This is a genomic window from Spirulina subsalsa PCC 9445 (assembly GCF_000314005.1).
In the GTDB taxonomy this organism is placed as follows: Bacteria; Cyanobacteriota; Cyanobacteriia; order Cyanobacteriales; family Spirulinaceae; genus Spirulina_A; species Spirulina_A subsalsa.
Genome location: NZ_JH980292.1, coordinates 3043224 through 3058018 on the forward strand (window position 1 = coordinate 3043224; position 14795 = coordinate 3058018).

11 protein-coding genes are annotated in these 14795 nt (G+C 47.0%); 5 read left to right on the plus strand and 6 right to left on the minus strand.

What is annotated here, in order from left to right; genetic code table 11:
• Positions 1 to 422 precede the first annotated feature (422 nt).
• A complete protein-coding gene (locus SPI9445_RS25580; protein WP_017305349.1) occupies positions 423 to 3116 on the minus strand; it encodes a serine/threonine-protein kinase in 2694 nt (897 codons plus the stop codon).
• The gene (locus SPI9445_RS0113815) at positions 3116 to 4837 is read right to left on the minus strand and encodes a diflavin flavoprotein (protein WP_017305350.1); all 1722 of its coding nucleotides are present in this window, start codon (positions 4835 to 4837) and stop codon (positions 3116 to 3118) included. Before SPI9445_RS0113815 ends, SPI9445_RS25580 begins: the two co-directional genes overlap by 1 nt.
• Before the next feature lie 199 nt (positions 4838 to 5036).
• On the opposite strand from SPI9445_RS0113815, the gene SPI9445_RS0113820 reads away from it, so the two are divergent.
• Positions 5037 to 5648 (plus strand): molybdenum cofactor guanylyltransferase, encoded by a 612-nt coding sequence (locus SPI9445_RS0113820; protein ID WP_026079784.1) that lies wholly within the window; start codon positions 5037 to 5039, stop codon positions 5646 to 5648.
• Between the two features lie 218 nt (positions 5649 to 5866).
• On the opposite strand, the gene SPI9445_RS0113825 is transcribed toward SPI9445_RS0113820, so the two are convergent.
• The 3 genes from SPI9445_RS0113825 to SPI9445_RS0113835 all read right to left on the minus strand — a co-directional run bounded on the left by SPI9445_RS0113825 (position 5867) and on the right by SPI9445_RS0113835 (position 8287).
• Complete coding sequence (locus SPI9445_RS0113825; protein WP_017305352.1) at positions 5867 to 6088, minus strand: FeoA family protein; 222 nt, start codon at positions 6086 to 6088, stop codon at positions 5867 to 5869.
• Positions 6089 to 6090: 2 nt separating this feature from the next.
• The gene (locus SPI9445_RS0113830) at positions 6091 to 7545 is read right to left on the minus strand and encodes a ferrous iron transporter B (RefSeq protein WP_017305353.1); all 1455 of its coding nucleotides are present in this window, start codon (positions 7543 to 7545) and stop codon (positions 6091 to 6093) included.
• Between the two features lie 112 nt (positions 7546 to 7657).
• Positions 7658 to 8287, minus strand: a complete 630-nt coding sequence (locus SPI9445_RS0113835; protein ID WP_017305354.1) for a FeoB small GTPase domain-containing protein — start codon at positions 8285 to 8287, stop codon at positions 7658 to 7660.
• A gap of 528 nt (positions 8288 to 8815) precedes the next feature.
• On the opposite strand from SPI9445_RS0113835, the gene mgtE reads away from it, so the two are divergent.
• The gene (gene mgtE / locus SPI9445_RS0113845) at positions 8816 to 10219 is read left to right on the plus strand and encodes a magnesium transporter (RefSeq protein WP_026079785.1); all 1404 of its coding nucleotides are present in this window, start codon (positions 8816 to 8818) and stop codon (positions 10217 to 10219) included.
• A gap of 3 nt (positions 10220 to 10222) precedes the next feature.
• Positions 10223 to 11722 carry a SagB/ThcOx family dehydrogenase gene (locus SPI9445_RS0113850; RefSeq protein WP_017305357.1) on the plus strand — a complete coding sequence of 500 codons (1500 nt, stop codon included), beginning with the start codon at positions 10223 to 10225 and terminating at the stop codon, positions 11720 to 11722.
• A gap of 28 nt (positions 11723 to 11750) precedes the next feature.
• On the opposite strand, the gene SPI9445_RS0113855 is transcribed toward SPI9445_RS0113850, so the two are convergent.
• The gene (locus SPI9445_RS0113855; protein WP_083883540.1) at positions 11751 to 12263 is read right to left on the minus strand and encodes a globin family protein; all 513 of its coding nucleotides are present in this window, start codon (positions 12261 to 12263) and stop codon (positions 11751 to 11753) included.
• Positions 12264 to 12432: 169 nt separating this feature from the next.
• Here SPI9445_RS0113855 and SPI9445_RS0113860 point away from each other — a divergent pair, with 169 nt between their 5' ends.
• Entirely contained in the window at positions 12433 to 12867 is a 435-nt protein-coding gene (locus tag SPI9445_RS0113860; RefSeq protein WP_164674527.1) for a hypothetical protein, read from the plus strand.
• Between the two features lie 715 nt (positions 12868 to 13582).
• On the plus strand, positions 13583 to 14794 hold the full coding sequence (locus SPI9445_RS0113870) for a glycosyltransferase family 2 protein (protein ID WP_017305361.1): 1212 nt from the start codon (positions 13583 to 13585) through the stop codon (positions 14792 to 14794).
• The last annotated feature ends 1 nt before the right edge of the window (position 14795 follow it).

The following is a 14795-nucleotide window of genomic DNA, read 5'->3' on the forward strand; positions in this document are numbered from 1 at the left end:
CTCCCCTGCTCCCCCTCTCCCCCTGTTCCCCGTTCCCTACCCTATTACAATTAGCGCGACGGGGTAGGTGTTTTTTTAGGGGGATGGGGAAAAATGGCTGAAATTCAAGGAGGGTCTGGGGTTGAAGGGCTTTGTTGTTCGGAGGGTGTCGCGCACCTTACAGGGCAAGGGTTTCAGCCTTTTCTTGTCTTTTCCCGGAGGCTGTGTTATAGTTTTGGGGTGGGTGTCGCGCAAGTCAGGCGGGAAAGTCCCACGGGGTACGCATTCTAAGCCGCCGCTCTTGAAATGAGCTATAATGCCTATGAGGTATTGAAACCAAGGTTTACCGTTGACAAGAAAGTTGGAAAACGGGTAAACTTGAAATGAGCTATAATGCCTATGAGGTATTGAAACCCTAATTCCCTACTCGCAAACTGATCAAACTACGGCTCATCCCCAAGGGGACGGGTCACATCTTCAACGGGGCTAAGTGCGGTGTGTTCCTGTTGCTTCCGGGATAAAGGACGATTGACATTTTCCGGCGGCAATGGGGCTGTTTTTTCGTCAAGGGTATGGGAACCCGTCTGTTTAGGGAATATCCCATCAGAATCGTCCTGATTCGGTTCTAGGGCTGTGATCTCCTCGTCTGGGAGGGGCTGAGTGGTCGCTTCTACGGGATCAAGAGCTGTGATTTCCTCGTCTGGGAGGGGCTGAGTGGTCGCTTCTACGGGATCAAGGGCTGTTACCCCTTCCTCCTCGGCGAGGGGTTGGGTGGCCGCGTCGGAGGTTGACATAAAGGCTGTGGAGGGGACGGACTCTGGGGCTGTGGGGGTGTAGGTCTGATGACGATGGGGGAGGTGGGCGAGTTGGTGCTGAAAACGCTTGATTAGGGGCTGTAGGTCGAATAGAACATCTTTGGCATTTTGGTAGCGATCGCGCACATGGGACCGAATCATCTTATTCAGGATAGCCGCTAGTTCTGGACTCACCCCGAAACTGTAATGTTGCCACAGTAACTCCCCTGTGCGAGGATCTTCTTCCAATTGGGTGGGATGAAGTAAGGTTAAAGCCCGAATCGCAATCATTCCGGCGGCATAAATATCACTACTAAAACGAGGTCGCCCAACGGCCTGTTCTTTGGGAGTGTAGCCTTTTGTCCCGATGGCAATGGTGAGGTTGGTTTGATGTTCGGGATCATCTTGCCATTGCATCTGCATTTCCTTCACCGTGCCAAAATCAATCAACACCAATTTATGATCCGACTGACGACGAATAATATTATCCGGTTTAATATCCCGGTGAATCACCCCCTGATCATGAATGAACACCAACACCTCTAAAATGTCCCGCAACAGGTCAATGACTTCCGCTTCCGAGAAAGGGACATCCCGCACTAATTCTTGACCCAAGGGATGGCCTTCTATTAATTCCTGCACTAAATAAAACTCGTCCCCTTCCTCAAAATAGGCCAACAGTTGGGGGATTTGGTCATGTTTACCTAAGCGTTCGAGGGTTTCTGCTTCTTTAATAAATAAACGCTTGGCCAGTTGCCAGTAACGAGGATCATTGCTGCTGGGATGGAGTTGTTTAACCACACATTGGGGTTGTCCCGGCCGCAAGGTATCTAAAGCAATATACGTCTCACCAAATCCCCCAGCACTGAGTTTTTTTAGCACTTGATAGCGCCCCACTAATTTAGTCGCCAAAACTTCCCGTTCTCGTTCCGCGAGGAGGTCGTGAAAGTCGTCTTGTTGGGCAATAATTTCTTGAATAATGGGCGAGGAGGCGTAATGTTTTAAGGTAGTGCGCAGGTTCTGCTTAATTAAGAATTCTCGCACGACTCCCAAGGTAGCGGTAGAGATACCCGTTAAGGCCAACAGGGTGAGGGGAACAGCAGTAGGGATCAAGGTTTGGGCGTAAAAACAGAGGATATAACTCCCCCCACCCCACACCACCATAAACCCCACAGTCCACAGAACACTGTGTAGCCAATATTTCCGTTGACTAATCCAAGCGCCAAGGAGGAGGGTGGAGACGAACACGACGGCACCTTTAGTCAGGGGATGGGGAAAAGCCTCCCGTAGCGCTTCCCCGGTGAGGAGGGTTGCGATCGCGTTGGCATGGATTTCAATTCCCGGCATCCGTTCATCTACGGCGGTTCGGTGGAAATCTTGGGCGAGTTCAGATGTCACCCCCACCAGTACAATTTTGTCCTGAAAGTAGGCCCCACTGCCTAAATAACTCTGCCAGTTCTCAGGATCCAGTAAATCCACAAAAGGAATATATTCAAAGCTGTAGCGTGGTCCCCGGAAGAATATCCCCTCACCGGGTCCCTCGATGGCGTTTAAACCCGCCCCTTGTACCGTCGCTTGGGCAAAAGACGGCATTCCCCCGATAAATTCTTGAAACAGTTCCTGTAAGTCGGGGTTAAATTGAATCCAAGTCTCCTGAAATACCCGCCCTAAACGATGAATCCGCCCGTCATTCTCATAGAGATAATTGATAGAACCGAGATTCAAATTCGGCACAGTCTCGGCAAATTGGGGAGAGATTAAGCGCAACATTTCCCCCCGTCGGATGTTGCTTTGTTCGTAGCTGGCCGCCAAAACGACCCGTTTTCCGTAGTTCTGGAGGGCTTGTTCTAGGGCTTGATCATCCTCGACTCCGTAACCACTGGGTAGGTCAAACAGTAGGTCAAAAGCAATTACCTTTGCTCCACTGTCTAAGACCTTTTGGATAATTTCTGCATAGACTTGGCGCTCCCAAGGCCAGCGTTGAATGGGTTCGAGATAGGTTAAATCCGGGTTCTGGGGGTAGCTGGTGCCTTGGGCAATGGAATAGTCATCAATGGCAATAATGACGATATTTTCCGGCACTCCCGAGGGGGGATGGAGATGAAACCAGAGGGTGCGCAGTTGGTTGTCTAACCATTGCACCGTAGCGTTATTTTGGGCAGAGGCGATCGCACCACAAAGCGCCCAAAAGACCATCATCCCCACACTCGCCCGTTGCCAATAGACTCGCTTCCCCACCAAGGCCGAATTATCGGTTTTGGATCGAGATCCACTACTGAGATCCTTGGGTTGCGGAGAACCCGGTTTTTTGCGCCAAAATTGCCATTGAGAAGGAATCGCCATTAATAGTAAATGCCTGTCTTCCGATGATGAACTGCCGTTATCCCCTCGTTATCTAAGACCTTGCCACTATCCACCACCGCATACACTAACCAATGATCGCCGCACTCCATACGCTCATTGACCCGGCACTCTAGATAAGCTAAGGCTTGTTTGAGAATGGGACAACCATTTTCTGCGGTTTCTATGTCTAACCCCACAAACCGATCTTCACCGGGGGCGAAGTTTTTCATAAAATGTTTCCGCAGTTGTTTCCCCTCCTGCAAGATATTGAGGACAAATTTATCCCCACTGTGCATTAAGTCTGCGATCGCCCGTTCCTTGGCCACCGCAATGGTTAAACCCGGAGGGCTAAAACTGGCCTGGGACACCCACGATGCTAACATAGCGTTAGAAAGTTCGCCTTTACGGGTCGTCACCACCGATAAAGACCCCACAACACGCCCCACCGCTTGTTCTGTCCGCGCCGATTGAGACTCACTCACCGAAGCTTTAGGCTTTTTCTGCTTCTGTTGCCGTTTCACCAGTTGAGCAAAATCCGTCCCCACCTCTTCACAATACTTAATAATACTGTCCGTCGGTTTGAACTTCACCCGAATGGGATCAAAACCGAAACGATACCCCGCATCGCGCAATTTCCCCTCTAATAAATCAATGGCCTCCCCACTCCAACCATAGGAGCCAAACACCCCCGCCAATTGTTGTTTATCGGCCGTTGAAATGACCAATCCTAAAGCCGTTTGGACTTGGGTAGGGGCATGACCCCCCAAAGTGGGAGATCCCATAATAAACCCCGCCGAGTGAGTGACAGCGGCCTTAATTTCTTCGGGTTCCGTAAACTCGCAATTGATTGAATCGACAGCCACTCCGGCCTTAGTAATTCCCCGTGCGATCGCCTGTGCCACAATCGCCGTGTTCCCATAGGCCGAAGCATAGATTAACGCCACCCGATTTTGTTGGTTTTGCTGTTGTTCAACCCAAGTTTTATAAAGTCCCGTTAACTCCGTCAAACCGTAACGCACTAAAGGCCCGTGACCTACTGCATATAACTTAGCCGATTTATTGCCCAACTTCTCCAAAGCCGTCTCCACCTGATTAGCATGGGGAGCCATCAAACAATCAAAATAATAGCGTCGATCTTCCCGGTAAACCTGCCACCCCTCATCAAAAATCTGATCCCCGCAAACGTGCGCCCCAAACAATTTATCCGTGTATAAAATCTGGGTTTTCGGGTCATAGGTACACATTTGATCCGACCAGCGCGGACTAGGAGTTAAAATAAACTCCAAATGATGCCCCTGACCTAAATCCAGGGTATCCTCCCCCTTCATCACTTGAATCTTTAACGCCTGATCCGGTAAGATTTTCCGCAAAGAAATTGCCCCCGGATTCGAGCAAACAATAGTCACATCCGGCGCAATTTCTAACAACGCCTTCAGGGTGACAGCCCGATTCGGGTTAACATGACCACAGATCACATAATCAATGTCACTCACCGGAAACCGTTCCGTTAAAGCCTTTAAAAAAATCTCCGTAAAAGATTCCCCCGGCAAATCAATCACGGCGGTTTTATCCCCTTTAATCACAAAAGAATTAGCCGTTGTTCCCTTTTGCAGAGCATATTCGATTTCAAATTTCAATCTATCCCAAGTTCGAGAACGGATCACCGTTGTTTCCGCACCAATGGGTATAATTTGGGTATCTCGGGGTTTATTGTTATTCATGGTGTCATTTATCCTTTTAAGAAGGGGTTTAGTTTTGAGAATGGCTTGAGTTATGAAAATTTAGCCGATTTGAGTTTTGAGCTATCCAACCCAAAAAGGGAGGGGGTAAAGATTGATAAAATTAGGATCAATCGGAGTTTTTACTTTTGTATAGTTTCTCCCCATCTTACAATAAATTTTGCCAGCCGGAGTTAACGTTATGTTATCAAACCCATCTTTAATCGTTTATACTTTGGTGTTAGCGGGAGGTCAAAGTTCAAGAATGGGGCAAGATAAAGCCCTAATTCCCTATCAAAATATCCCCCTACTGCAACGAGTGGTAAAGGTTGCCGTAAGCTGTTGTTCTCAAGTGTATATCGTCACTCCTTGGCCAGAACGCTATCAAGGGTTATGTTCCCCCGACATTCAATTCTTGGGAGAAAAAACACCCGGGCAAGGTTCTTTAGTTGCCTTTGCTCAAGCTTTAGATCAATTGACTCAGTTCCCTTTACCAGATTGGGTTTTACTCCTAGCTTGTGATTTACCCTATTTACAGCCAGATATTATTCAAGATTGGATTAAACAGTTAGGCAATCTCGACCGTAATATTTTAGCTTTTGTCCCTAAATCAGAGGATTACTGGCAGCCTTTATGTGGATTGTATCGCCCCACAATCGCCCCTCATTTACAGCAGTATTTAAGGCAAAATAAACGTTCTTTTCAAGGCTTATTAAACCAGATTTCTGTGGAGTCTGTTGGGATGAATTCAAGGGTTGACAAAATGCTCTTTAATTGCAATACTCCCGAAGATTTAGAAAGTTTAGGGAGCTAGCTAGACGAGAAACCGGGTTGTGTTAGTTGGCTGCTTTTCCCGCTACTCCCTAACAAAAACCCGGTTTCCAATCTTCACCTAATTTGGGGCAAAATAAGCGTTCTTTTCAAGGGTTATTAGAACCGATAAAGCTTTTATGGCTCAACTTGGGAATGGAGGCAGAGCCTCCGAGGGGCGTTACTTGGCTGGAGCCAAGTAACGAGAGGGAGGTAGGGGTTTTAAACCCGTTCTACCCAAATTTCCTCCGCCGTTTCTCGGTCTAAGGCGGCACGAGTTCGCCCCATACTAATAATATAGGAGGGAAATTGTTGTTCAACTTTGACCTGACAACCGGGCATAATGCCCAAAGCCATTAGTTTAATTAAAGTTCGCTCAGTTTTTGGTTTCAGCGCAACGACTGTGTGCATTTGACCTTTTTTGACGGTGGATAAAGCATTCATGATCAGAAACTAACTCCTAAGATGGTTAAGCTGAGATGGACAAGGTAGCCAATGAAAAAGGCAAAGGGAATAATAAATAAAACCATCCAGATGGTATTTTTTAGCCCCTGTTCTTTCACTAACATTTGTAACTGGGCAACACAGGGTAAAAAGAGGGTCAGGACTATGGCGGAGACGACTAACTGATTGCCTGTCAGTGCGCCCTGTTGTTGAATGTCAAATAGTCCGGCCGCGCCATAATCTCGACGGAAGAAACCATAGAGGAAAATGGGGGCGGTTTCTTGGGGGAGTCCTAATGCTCGTGAAATGGGTTCAATGAGGCGGATAATGGCATCAAATAGACCCGTTAAACGACCGAACCAAATCAGGACGGAAGCCCAAATAAATAGGGGTAAGACTTCCCAGAAATACCATTTCATCCTTACCCATGTTTTGGTTAAAACGTTGCGCCATTTGGGTAGACGTAGGGGGGGAATTTCCATATAAAAGCCCCCAGAGGTGCCGGGGAGGAGTCGGGCGGTGAGGTAGCCCATGCCTAAGAAGATGGCGAAAATGACCCCACCCCAGAGGACTAGGGCGGCGGGTTTCTGGGCGAGTAGTCCTAAAATAACGCCCCACTGGGCGGCGCAGGGGATGGCGAGGGAAAGGAGAAAGGCGGCGATGAGTCGTTCTCGTTGGGTGGTGAGGGTGCGGGTGACCATGGTTGCCATGGTGTCGCATCCTAAGCCTAAAACCATGGGAATCACGGCACGACCGGATAGACCCATGATCTTGAAGAGGCGGTCTAACATGAGGGAGAGTCGGGGGAGGTAGCCGCTATCTTCGAGGAGGGAGAACATGAGGAAGTAGGTGGCGACGATGGGGAGGACAATGGCGACGGCATAACGCACGCCTAGGGTGATGATGCCGTAGTCGTGGGCGATGAGGTCTTGTAGGATGGGCCAGGGGATAAGCTGGTTGGTGATTTGGTCAACGATGGGGTTAATCTGTTCTTCAAAGAATCCTTCGATGCCATCGACGAGGACTCCGGCCCCAATTTCTCCGACGAATTTATATATTCCGTAGTAGAGGATGAGGAGGAGGATGGGAAATCCGGTGAGGGGATTGACGGTGAGACGGTGGAGGTGTTCGACGAAGGAAAGGCGGGGGGTGTCGATGGTGAGGAGTGCCTGATTTTCGAGGTGTTGGGCTTGGTTTTGGCGGGTTTGTGCGATCGCCAAAGACAAGGGCTGATTCAGTTTTTCTTGGGTTTCGAGGATCAGGTGTTCAATGTCTAAACGCTGGGGAAAGTCCGGGGGGCAAGTATCCCAGAGTTGGGGGTCTTTTTGCAGGAGTAAGAGGGCTAAACTGCGCGGGGTGAGGCGGTAGTTTTGCCAAGGGTGGGGTTGTTGTAACCACTGTTCGAGTTGTGCGATCGCCTGTTCGATTGCTTCGGGGTAAAGAACCAGAGAATTCAAAGAGCCACCTCCTAATGAAGGGAGAGAGTTGTGAGCCAGAGAAAAGAATCAAGAGGTTGAAGGCAAGGATAATCCCCTAGGAAGGGTTTAAGGGGTTTGTCGTCAGATCTCCTCAAACCAATAAGGGCAGGGGTGGGGCGGGGATTTGTTGCTTAAGGGTTTGTTTTAACTCCTGAATCCCTTGATTCAGTCCGGCCGCCATCAAAATCACGGGAATCTGTAATTGTTGGGACAGGATTTCTGGGTGCAAGGCTAGTCCTAAGCGCCGCGCTTCATCCATCATGTTAATGGCGAGGATTAGGGGCAGGTCTAATTCTAATAACTGAAAGGTTAAGGGCAACATTCGCCCTAGGTTTTTCCCGTCTACTACATGAATCACACTGGCGAACGTCTGAGTTAACAGCAGGGTTTTAGAAACAGCTTCCTCTTCACTCATCGGTAGGAGGGAATACATTCCGGGGGTGTCTACCACTGTCACCGTCTGTTCACCTAAACGCATCACCCCCCGACTCACTTCTACTGTGGTGCCTGGATAGTTAGACACGGTGGCGTAAATCCCGGTAAGGGCATGAAATAAGACACTTTTTCCCACATTGGGCATTCCGACTAAGGCAATTTGAGCATCAGAAATCCTGGATTCCCCGTCAGTCCAAGCTTGGCGCTCTTTGCCTGGCCAGAGTGACCATTTTGTAGCGGTGGCTTTGCTTGACCCACAGTGGGAGTGACAGCGATGACAATCCATTGATTAACCCCCGAGATTTATTGCTAATAATTTTCAATTAATATTGTACAGGTGAGGTGATGTCCACAGGCAACAATTTCCAGATTTTTTAAGGATGGGGACTGGTACGAGAAAGCTGGGGCGAGAAAATTAGGGGGTGTTGTGTTCTGAACCGTTAAAAGGCTGTTATCCCGGTAAAATGCAGGGTTTTGTGGAGTTTTAGGAGCGGAGTTCTGGGGTCAGACCGGCCAAGGAAGCCGGGAGAAGGACAGCCGGGGAGAAGCAGAAGCCGGGGGCGGGTATTCTTGCAAATCATCATCAATTGCTGCGGTCAAATTTTAGCCATTGGTGCCGTGAGAAAAACGTGGCTTTAAACACTGGCAAAACGGATCAAGTCGGGTGGGGCGCACCCAATCTCAAGCTTCAGGAGATTTGCCCTCTAGTTTGGTTGGAGAAATCCTGCTAAATTATGGCAAGTCTATGAATGAAGAATCCCTGTCTTTTTAGAGCGGGGAGCGTCAATGATCATGTACAACGACAGGGCTAACCTTGACTGAACCAACCCCACCAAGCCAAACTGTAAGCCGTGATGAACTTCGCCAACTGGTGCGGACCCAGTTGGAAATGTTGCTGGAAAAAGGGAATCTCCAAGGGGCTAAAGCTTTGTTGATTCCGGTGCAGCCTGTGGATATAGCCGAAGCCATTGAACTGTTGCCGGAGTCCATGCAGGCGATCGCCTTTCGCTTACTCTCCAAAGATGAAGCCATCACAGTTTATGAATATCTCGACTCCACTGTACAACAGTCCCTACTCCAAGAATTTAAGCGGCAGGAAGTCCTGGATATTGTAGATCAAATGTCCCCCGATGATCGCGCCCGCTTATTTGATGAACTTCCGGCCAAAGTCGTCCGCCAATTAGTCGCCCAGATGAGTCCCAAGGAGCGTCAAGCTACAGCGCTCTTATTGGGCTATGAGGAGGACACGGCAGGGCGAATCATGACTCCGGAATACATTTCCCTCAAAGAGACGTTAACCGTTGCTCAAGCCCTCGAACGTATCCGCACCCTGTCTAATGCGTCAGAACTAATTTACTATCTCTATGTGACCGATACCTCCCGCCATCTCAAAGGGATTGTTTCTCTGCGGGATTTGGTGATTTCGTCCCCAGACCAAGTGCTAGGGGGGATCATGACCTCAGATGTGGTCAGCATTACCACCGAGATGGATCAGGAGGAAGTCGCCCGTTTAATCCAACGGTATGATCTGGTCGCCCTGCCCGTGGTGGATAAAGAACAGCGTTTGGTGGGGGTGGTGACGGTGGATGATGTGCTGGATATTTTAGAACAGGAGGCCACAGAAGATATTTATGCGCTCGGTGGTCTACAAAGTGATGGCACGAATTATTTTCAAACTAATTTATTTACAGTCGCTCGTAAACGGGTGTTTTGGTTGTTGGTGTTATTAGTAACCAATACCTTCACCAGTTCGATTATTCAAACCCAAGGTAGTAATTTAGCTTGGACTGGTCAGGCGATCGCCATTACCGCCTTTATCCCGCTACTCACTGGTACAGGGGGGAATATTGGGGCGCAATCTTCTACGGTAGTAATTCGCGGATTGAATACCAATGAATTAAAGGATCTCGGTCCACTGCAAGTGATTGGACGGGAAGCCTTAGCGGGATTTCTTCTCGGGGCTATGTTGGGGGGTATGGCTACCCTGTGGGGCTACTATATCCTCAAGGAAACATTAGTTGTTGCGATCGCCGTTGGTAGTAGCCTCGTCGTGATTTCTCTGTTAGCCTCGGTTTCGGGATCCGGTTTACCCTTTCTATTTCGTTCACTGGGTTTGGACCCCGCCCTAATGTCTGCACCCTTTATCACTACGGCCGTCGATGTAGTTGGCGTGTTAATTTATTTCCATATTGCCCGGTTGATCTTCTTCCATCTTTAACCCATGTCTTCTATTGCTAGTCATTATCACGAACGCACCAAATACGCCCCGGACACCATTGCCACGAAAAGTCAGGGTCTAGACTGGTCTAAACAACCCAGTCCCTTTAAAGAGTATAAACTAGGCAAAACCCTTGACCTCAAACCCTATCTAGGCAAAGATACCCTAGAGAATTTGACCTCAGAGGCGATCGCCTGGCGTAGACTCTCTCAGATGCTCTACTGTACCTATGGCATCACCGCCAAAATGGCCACCCTCATGGGGCCTCCGGTCTATTTACGCGCCGCCCCCTCAGCTGGGGGACTCTACCCGGCGGAACTCTACCTGATCTCTCGTGGGACGGATCTTCTGCCTCCCGGACTCTATAACTACCAACCCCAAAACCACGCCCTCCTGCAATTTTGGGATGAGGCCGTTTGGGCGAATTTAGAACAAGCTTGTTTTGAACCTGAAATCTTAAAACAAGTGGATCTTGCCCTCGTCTCTTCCGCCATCTTTTATCGTTCTGCTTGGCGTTATGAAGATCGGGCTTACCGTCGCATTTTTCTGGATACCGGGCATCTCCTGGGCAATTTAGAACTCGCTGGGGCAATTAATCACTTTCGCCCCTGTTTATTAGGCGGTTTTAATGATCAAGCCATGAACGAACTCCTTTATCTGGATTCGGAACAGGAAGGCGTAATGACCGTGATTCCCCTCGGCGACTCTACCCCCCCTCCAGAATCCTATCTCACGGCTCTCCCCTCCCCCATCTATTCTGATTACGCCCTCGTACAGGATGGCGACCTTTTAAACTATTTTCATCAATCTACTCAAATCACTGCATTTCAAGCCCCCACCTCGGAGGTCAGTGAGACAACGGATAAATACAACTTTCCCTTTTGTTTAAAAATCTCGACCCAAACGGCCCCCATCCACTGGGGAATTCACTTAGAAGAGTTAGAGCAAACCATCTTAAAACGGCGCTCTACCCGTACTTATACGGGGGCTGACCTAACCTTAGATGAGTTAAACCTGCTCCTGCACTTTACCTATCACCCCGAAGACTACGCCAACCAAGGTTTAGACCCTCAGCCCGACTATTTTGATTTAAGTCTCCTACAAACCTTTGTTGTGGTGTCTGGGGTGACAGGTCTAGAAGAAGGTTGTTATTACTATGCCCCCCAAGCCCAAGAATTGCGGCAAATTCGCTTTAAAAACTTCCGCCGAGATGTTCATTTTCTCTGTTTGGGGCAAGAATTGGGGCGGGATGCCGGGGCGGTAATCTTCCACACGGCCGACTTAAAGCTAGCTATCCAGAAATATGGCGATCGCGTTTATCGGTATCTCCACATGGACGCTGGGCATTTAGGACAGCGTTTAAACCTCGCGGCCATCCATCTAGGACTGGGAGTGAGTGGTATTGGGGGCTTTTTTGATGACCAAGTGAATGAAGTCCTCGGGATTCCTGAAGATGAAGCCGTAATCTACATCACGACCTTAGGCCGTCCCAGATTGCGCTAATTCATTCAATCGTTAAAAGCGTGACAGATTATCGAAAAGCATCAACTATGTAGTTTATATATGAACTGACTTCCTCCGCACTTTCTCCAGATAAACCATGATTCTTTCTGAGAAACTCAAGTGCTTCGATATACCAAGAAGCAGAAATTTCTGAAGATTCACGAATGGCGCAGGATATTTGATTGAAAATTGTTTCTAAGGATGTTGATTCTAAAGGATTGTCATGACCGATCACAAGACAGTAGGTTAGTAGGCGGAGCAGTACATCAACATCTTCCTTCAAAGAATGAGATTCTATTTCAGGGGGGGAGTTGAACAAAAATTGTGATGTTTTAGCAGCATCCGGGAACTTTCTCACCACAAAATTGACAGCATTGGCAGAAAGTTCCTCAGCATTTAGCGCGAATACTTCAGCCGCATTTAGCCGTACCTGTGCCTTCTTTAAGGAATTGGAAACGGCCTCAAGTTCTGATTTAGAAGGAAATCGAGCAGCAACGTCTGTGGCCGCGATGTCAGATGTCATAGAGATTGGACGAACCATAGGAACTAACCTTCTCAACAAAAGCTTAACGCCATCAACGAAAATTCAATGATGCTATATCATTATAGCTTGACCATTACAACACAAGTCACGGGTGTGTGGCTCAGAGGTGTTTGCTATGAACAGTTTCAGAGATTTTTTGAATAAAGACTCTGAAAGGCAAATATACATGGATCAATATGAGAACATGAAAAGCCTAATAGAGAAGAGAGAAAATATTTTATCCAAAACTAGCTATGAAGACTTCTGGGGATACACACATAAGATTCTTGGTTTAACAGCTACGATTTCTGCTGCCCTTGGTGCAGTCTTTACGCTATCTACAAATCAACATATTGTTCTTGGTTTATCTATTATCTCATCTACTTCTGCCGCCTGTTTGACTTTTCTTAATCCTTCTAGTCGTGAATTCCGATGGAGGAATATTAAGGGTCACTGTTCAATTCTTAAGCTTGAGATTATAGAAGCACGGGCAGTGATTTATAGCTCCAAATCGTCTCGGGTGGAAAAGATACAGAAACTTAAGGAACTTAATCAAAAGTTGATATCTTTTGAGCAAAAGTTTCAAGAAGTTTTGAGTTCTGGTAATATATCAATCACTTAAGTGACATAAAGATGGAATTTTAACCCCTGAAACCTCGGACACCCAAGCATCCCGACCCAGTGCGAGATTCAGTAAGGCTCAAAAAATAAATCACTTCATAAAACCCCCCCCATGAGACGGCAACGTTATAGCGAAGGAATTCATATTTCGTTACGTTTATATTTCTTAAAGGTGATAAGTTTATCTTCACTCATCAGATCCATCCTGTGACCATTTTCTAGAGTTTACAGTCCCTTTTGTGGTTTTTCACTCATAATAAATACTTATTTTGCGTCCAAAAATTCAACCAACTTTATAAAGATTCCGTAAAGATACGGAGAAAACCTCGACATTGACTTTTTCCTTTGCCATAATTTTGTGGAGGAGAAAAATTAGGATCGGTTCACTATAGCGAGAATAAACCCATTGGGAATCCCTATAGTCCAGAACCATAGTCCAAAACCGTTCATGATCGCTTCTTGCCTGACTTCAGATTAGGCAAATACATATCTGATCTTTTTAGAGCAATACCTAAACCAGTCATTCCAACCGGATTATCCTTTGAACCGGATAGATTTGAAGAGAATCTCATGAGCAGAATCACGGGGGGTCTTTCTTAAGTTCCTTTTGTGGATTTGTTCCATCGTTTTTTTGTGCAGTTTGTTCTGTGACTGAGCGCACATTTGCTATGCAATCAGCATAGATTTTCAGGATAAATTTTTAGGACAAGTGGGTTATGTTGCAACATGAAATCCTCACTAACCAACTGGGAAACGACCCGTCAGAGAATTTAGCTTCTTTGTCAATGGCTAACTATAATGAAGCCAAAGAGGGAACGGCAAATTTAGGGAATTTGTCAAACGTTAGCTCAGATTTAAGACCTCTTGTTTCTTTAATTGTTCCCGCCTATAATGAAGAGGCGATTATAGAAGAAAACCTTGACATTTTATATGAATATACGGAATCTTTAGGTGAATTGTATCGCTGGGAAATTTTGGTTATTAATGATGGGAGTCGAGATAATACAGGGTTTTTAGCTGAACAATTTGCTTGTGAGAAAGACAATGTTTTTGTCTACCATCATGGGGTCAATTTTGGTTTAGGTCAGGCTTTGCAGTTTGGCTTTCATAACTGTCAAGGCGATTATGTCATTGTATTTGACTTAGACTTAAGTTATGCGCCCTATCATATTGGGAAGCTACTGGATAAGATTACTCAAACTAATGCCCGGGTTGTAGTAGCTTCTCCCTATATGAAAGGAGGGGAGATTTCTAATGTGCCTTGGCTAAGGCAGACGCTTAGTATTTGGGCGAATCGTTTCCTAAAAGTGGCGGCTAAAGATACCTTAGCCACCTTAACGGGAATGGTGCGGGTTTATGATGGGCCGTTTTTGCGATCGCTCAATTTGCGGTCAATGGGCATGGAGATCAACCCGGAAATCATCCATAAAGCCATGTTGCTCAATGCGAGAATTATTGAAATTCCTGCCCATCTGCACTGGCACTCTCCCCGTCTCCCGGAGGGACAAACGACTCCCCAACCCACTCCGAAAAAGAATCGGCGGAAGTCGAGTATGAAAATCCTAAAACACACCATGTCGATTGTGGTTTCAGGGTTTTTATTCCGACCTGTGATGTTTTTTATTATCCCCGGTTTGTTCTTTCTGTTTCTATCGTTGATTGCTGATACTTGGGTGTTAATTCACTGTTTTAATGAGTTCCAAAATCCCGAATTAACCCAGTATTGGTTTGGTTATCGCTTATCAGAAGCCGTGGCAAACGCCTTTAAGCTTTCTCCCCATTCGTTTATTTTGGGGGGAATGACCTTAATGATTGCCATTCAACTGATTAGTTTAGGAATTTCTTCCTTGCAAAGTAAAAGTTATTTCGAGGAAGTGTTCTATTTGGGAACCGCTATCTATAAATCTACTCAAGCGAAAGGAAAGTAAG

Excerpts from the sequence above, each read along its gene's own strand:
- SPI9445_RS25580 (WP_017305349.1), bottom strand. The coding sequence starts at position 3,116 with ATGGCGATTCCTTCTCAATGGCAATTTTGGCGCAAAAAACCGGGTTCT.
- SPI9445_RS0113815 (WP_017305350.1), bottom strand. The coding sequence starts at position 4,837 with ATGAATAACAATAAACCCCGAGATACCCAAATTATACCCATTGGTGCG.
- SPI9445_RS0113820 (WP_026079784.1), top strand. The coding sequence starts at position 5,037 with ATGTTATCAAACCCATCTTTAATCGTTTATACTTTGGTGTTAGCGGGA.
- SPI9445_RS0113825 (WP_017305352.1), bottom strand. The coding sequence starts at position 6,088 with ATGAATGCTTTATCCACCGTCAAAAAAGGTCAAATGCACACAGTCGTT.
- SPI9445_RS0113835 (WP_017305354.1), bottom strand. The coding sequence starts at position 8,287 with ATGGATTGTCATCGCTGTCACTCCCACTGTGGGTCAAGCAAAGCCACC.
- SPI9445_RS0113850 (WP_017305357.1), top strand. The coding sequence starts at position 10,223 with ATGTCTTCTATTGCTAGTCATTATCACGAACGCACCAAATACGCCCCG.
- SPI9445_RS0113855 (WP_083883540.1), bottom strand. The coding sequence starts at position 12,263 with ATGGTTCGTCCAATCTCTATGACATCTGACATCGCGGCCACAGACGTT.
- SPI9445_RS0113860 (WP_164674527.1), top strand. The coding sequence starts at position 12,433 with ATGGATCAATATGAGAACATGAAAAGCCTAATAGAGAAGAGAGAAAAT.
- SPI9445_RS0113870 (WP_017305361.1), top strand. The coding sequence starts at position 13,583 with ATGTTGCAACATGAAATCCTCACTAACCAACTGGGAAACGACCCGTCA.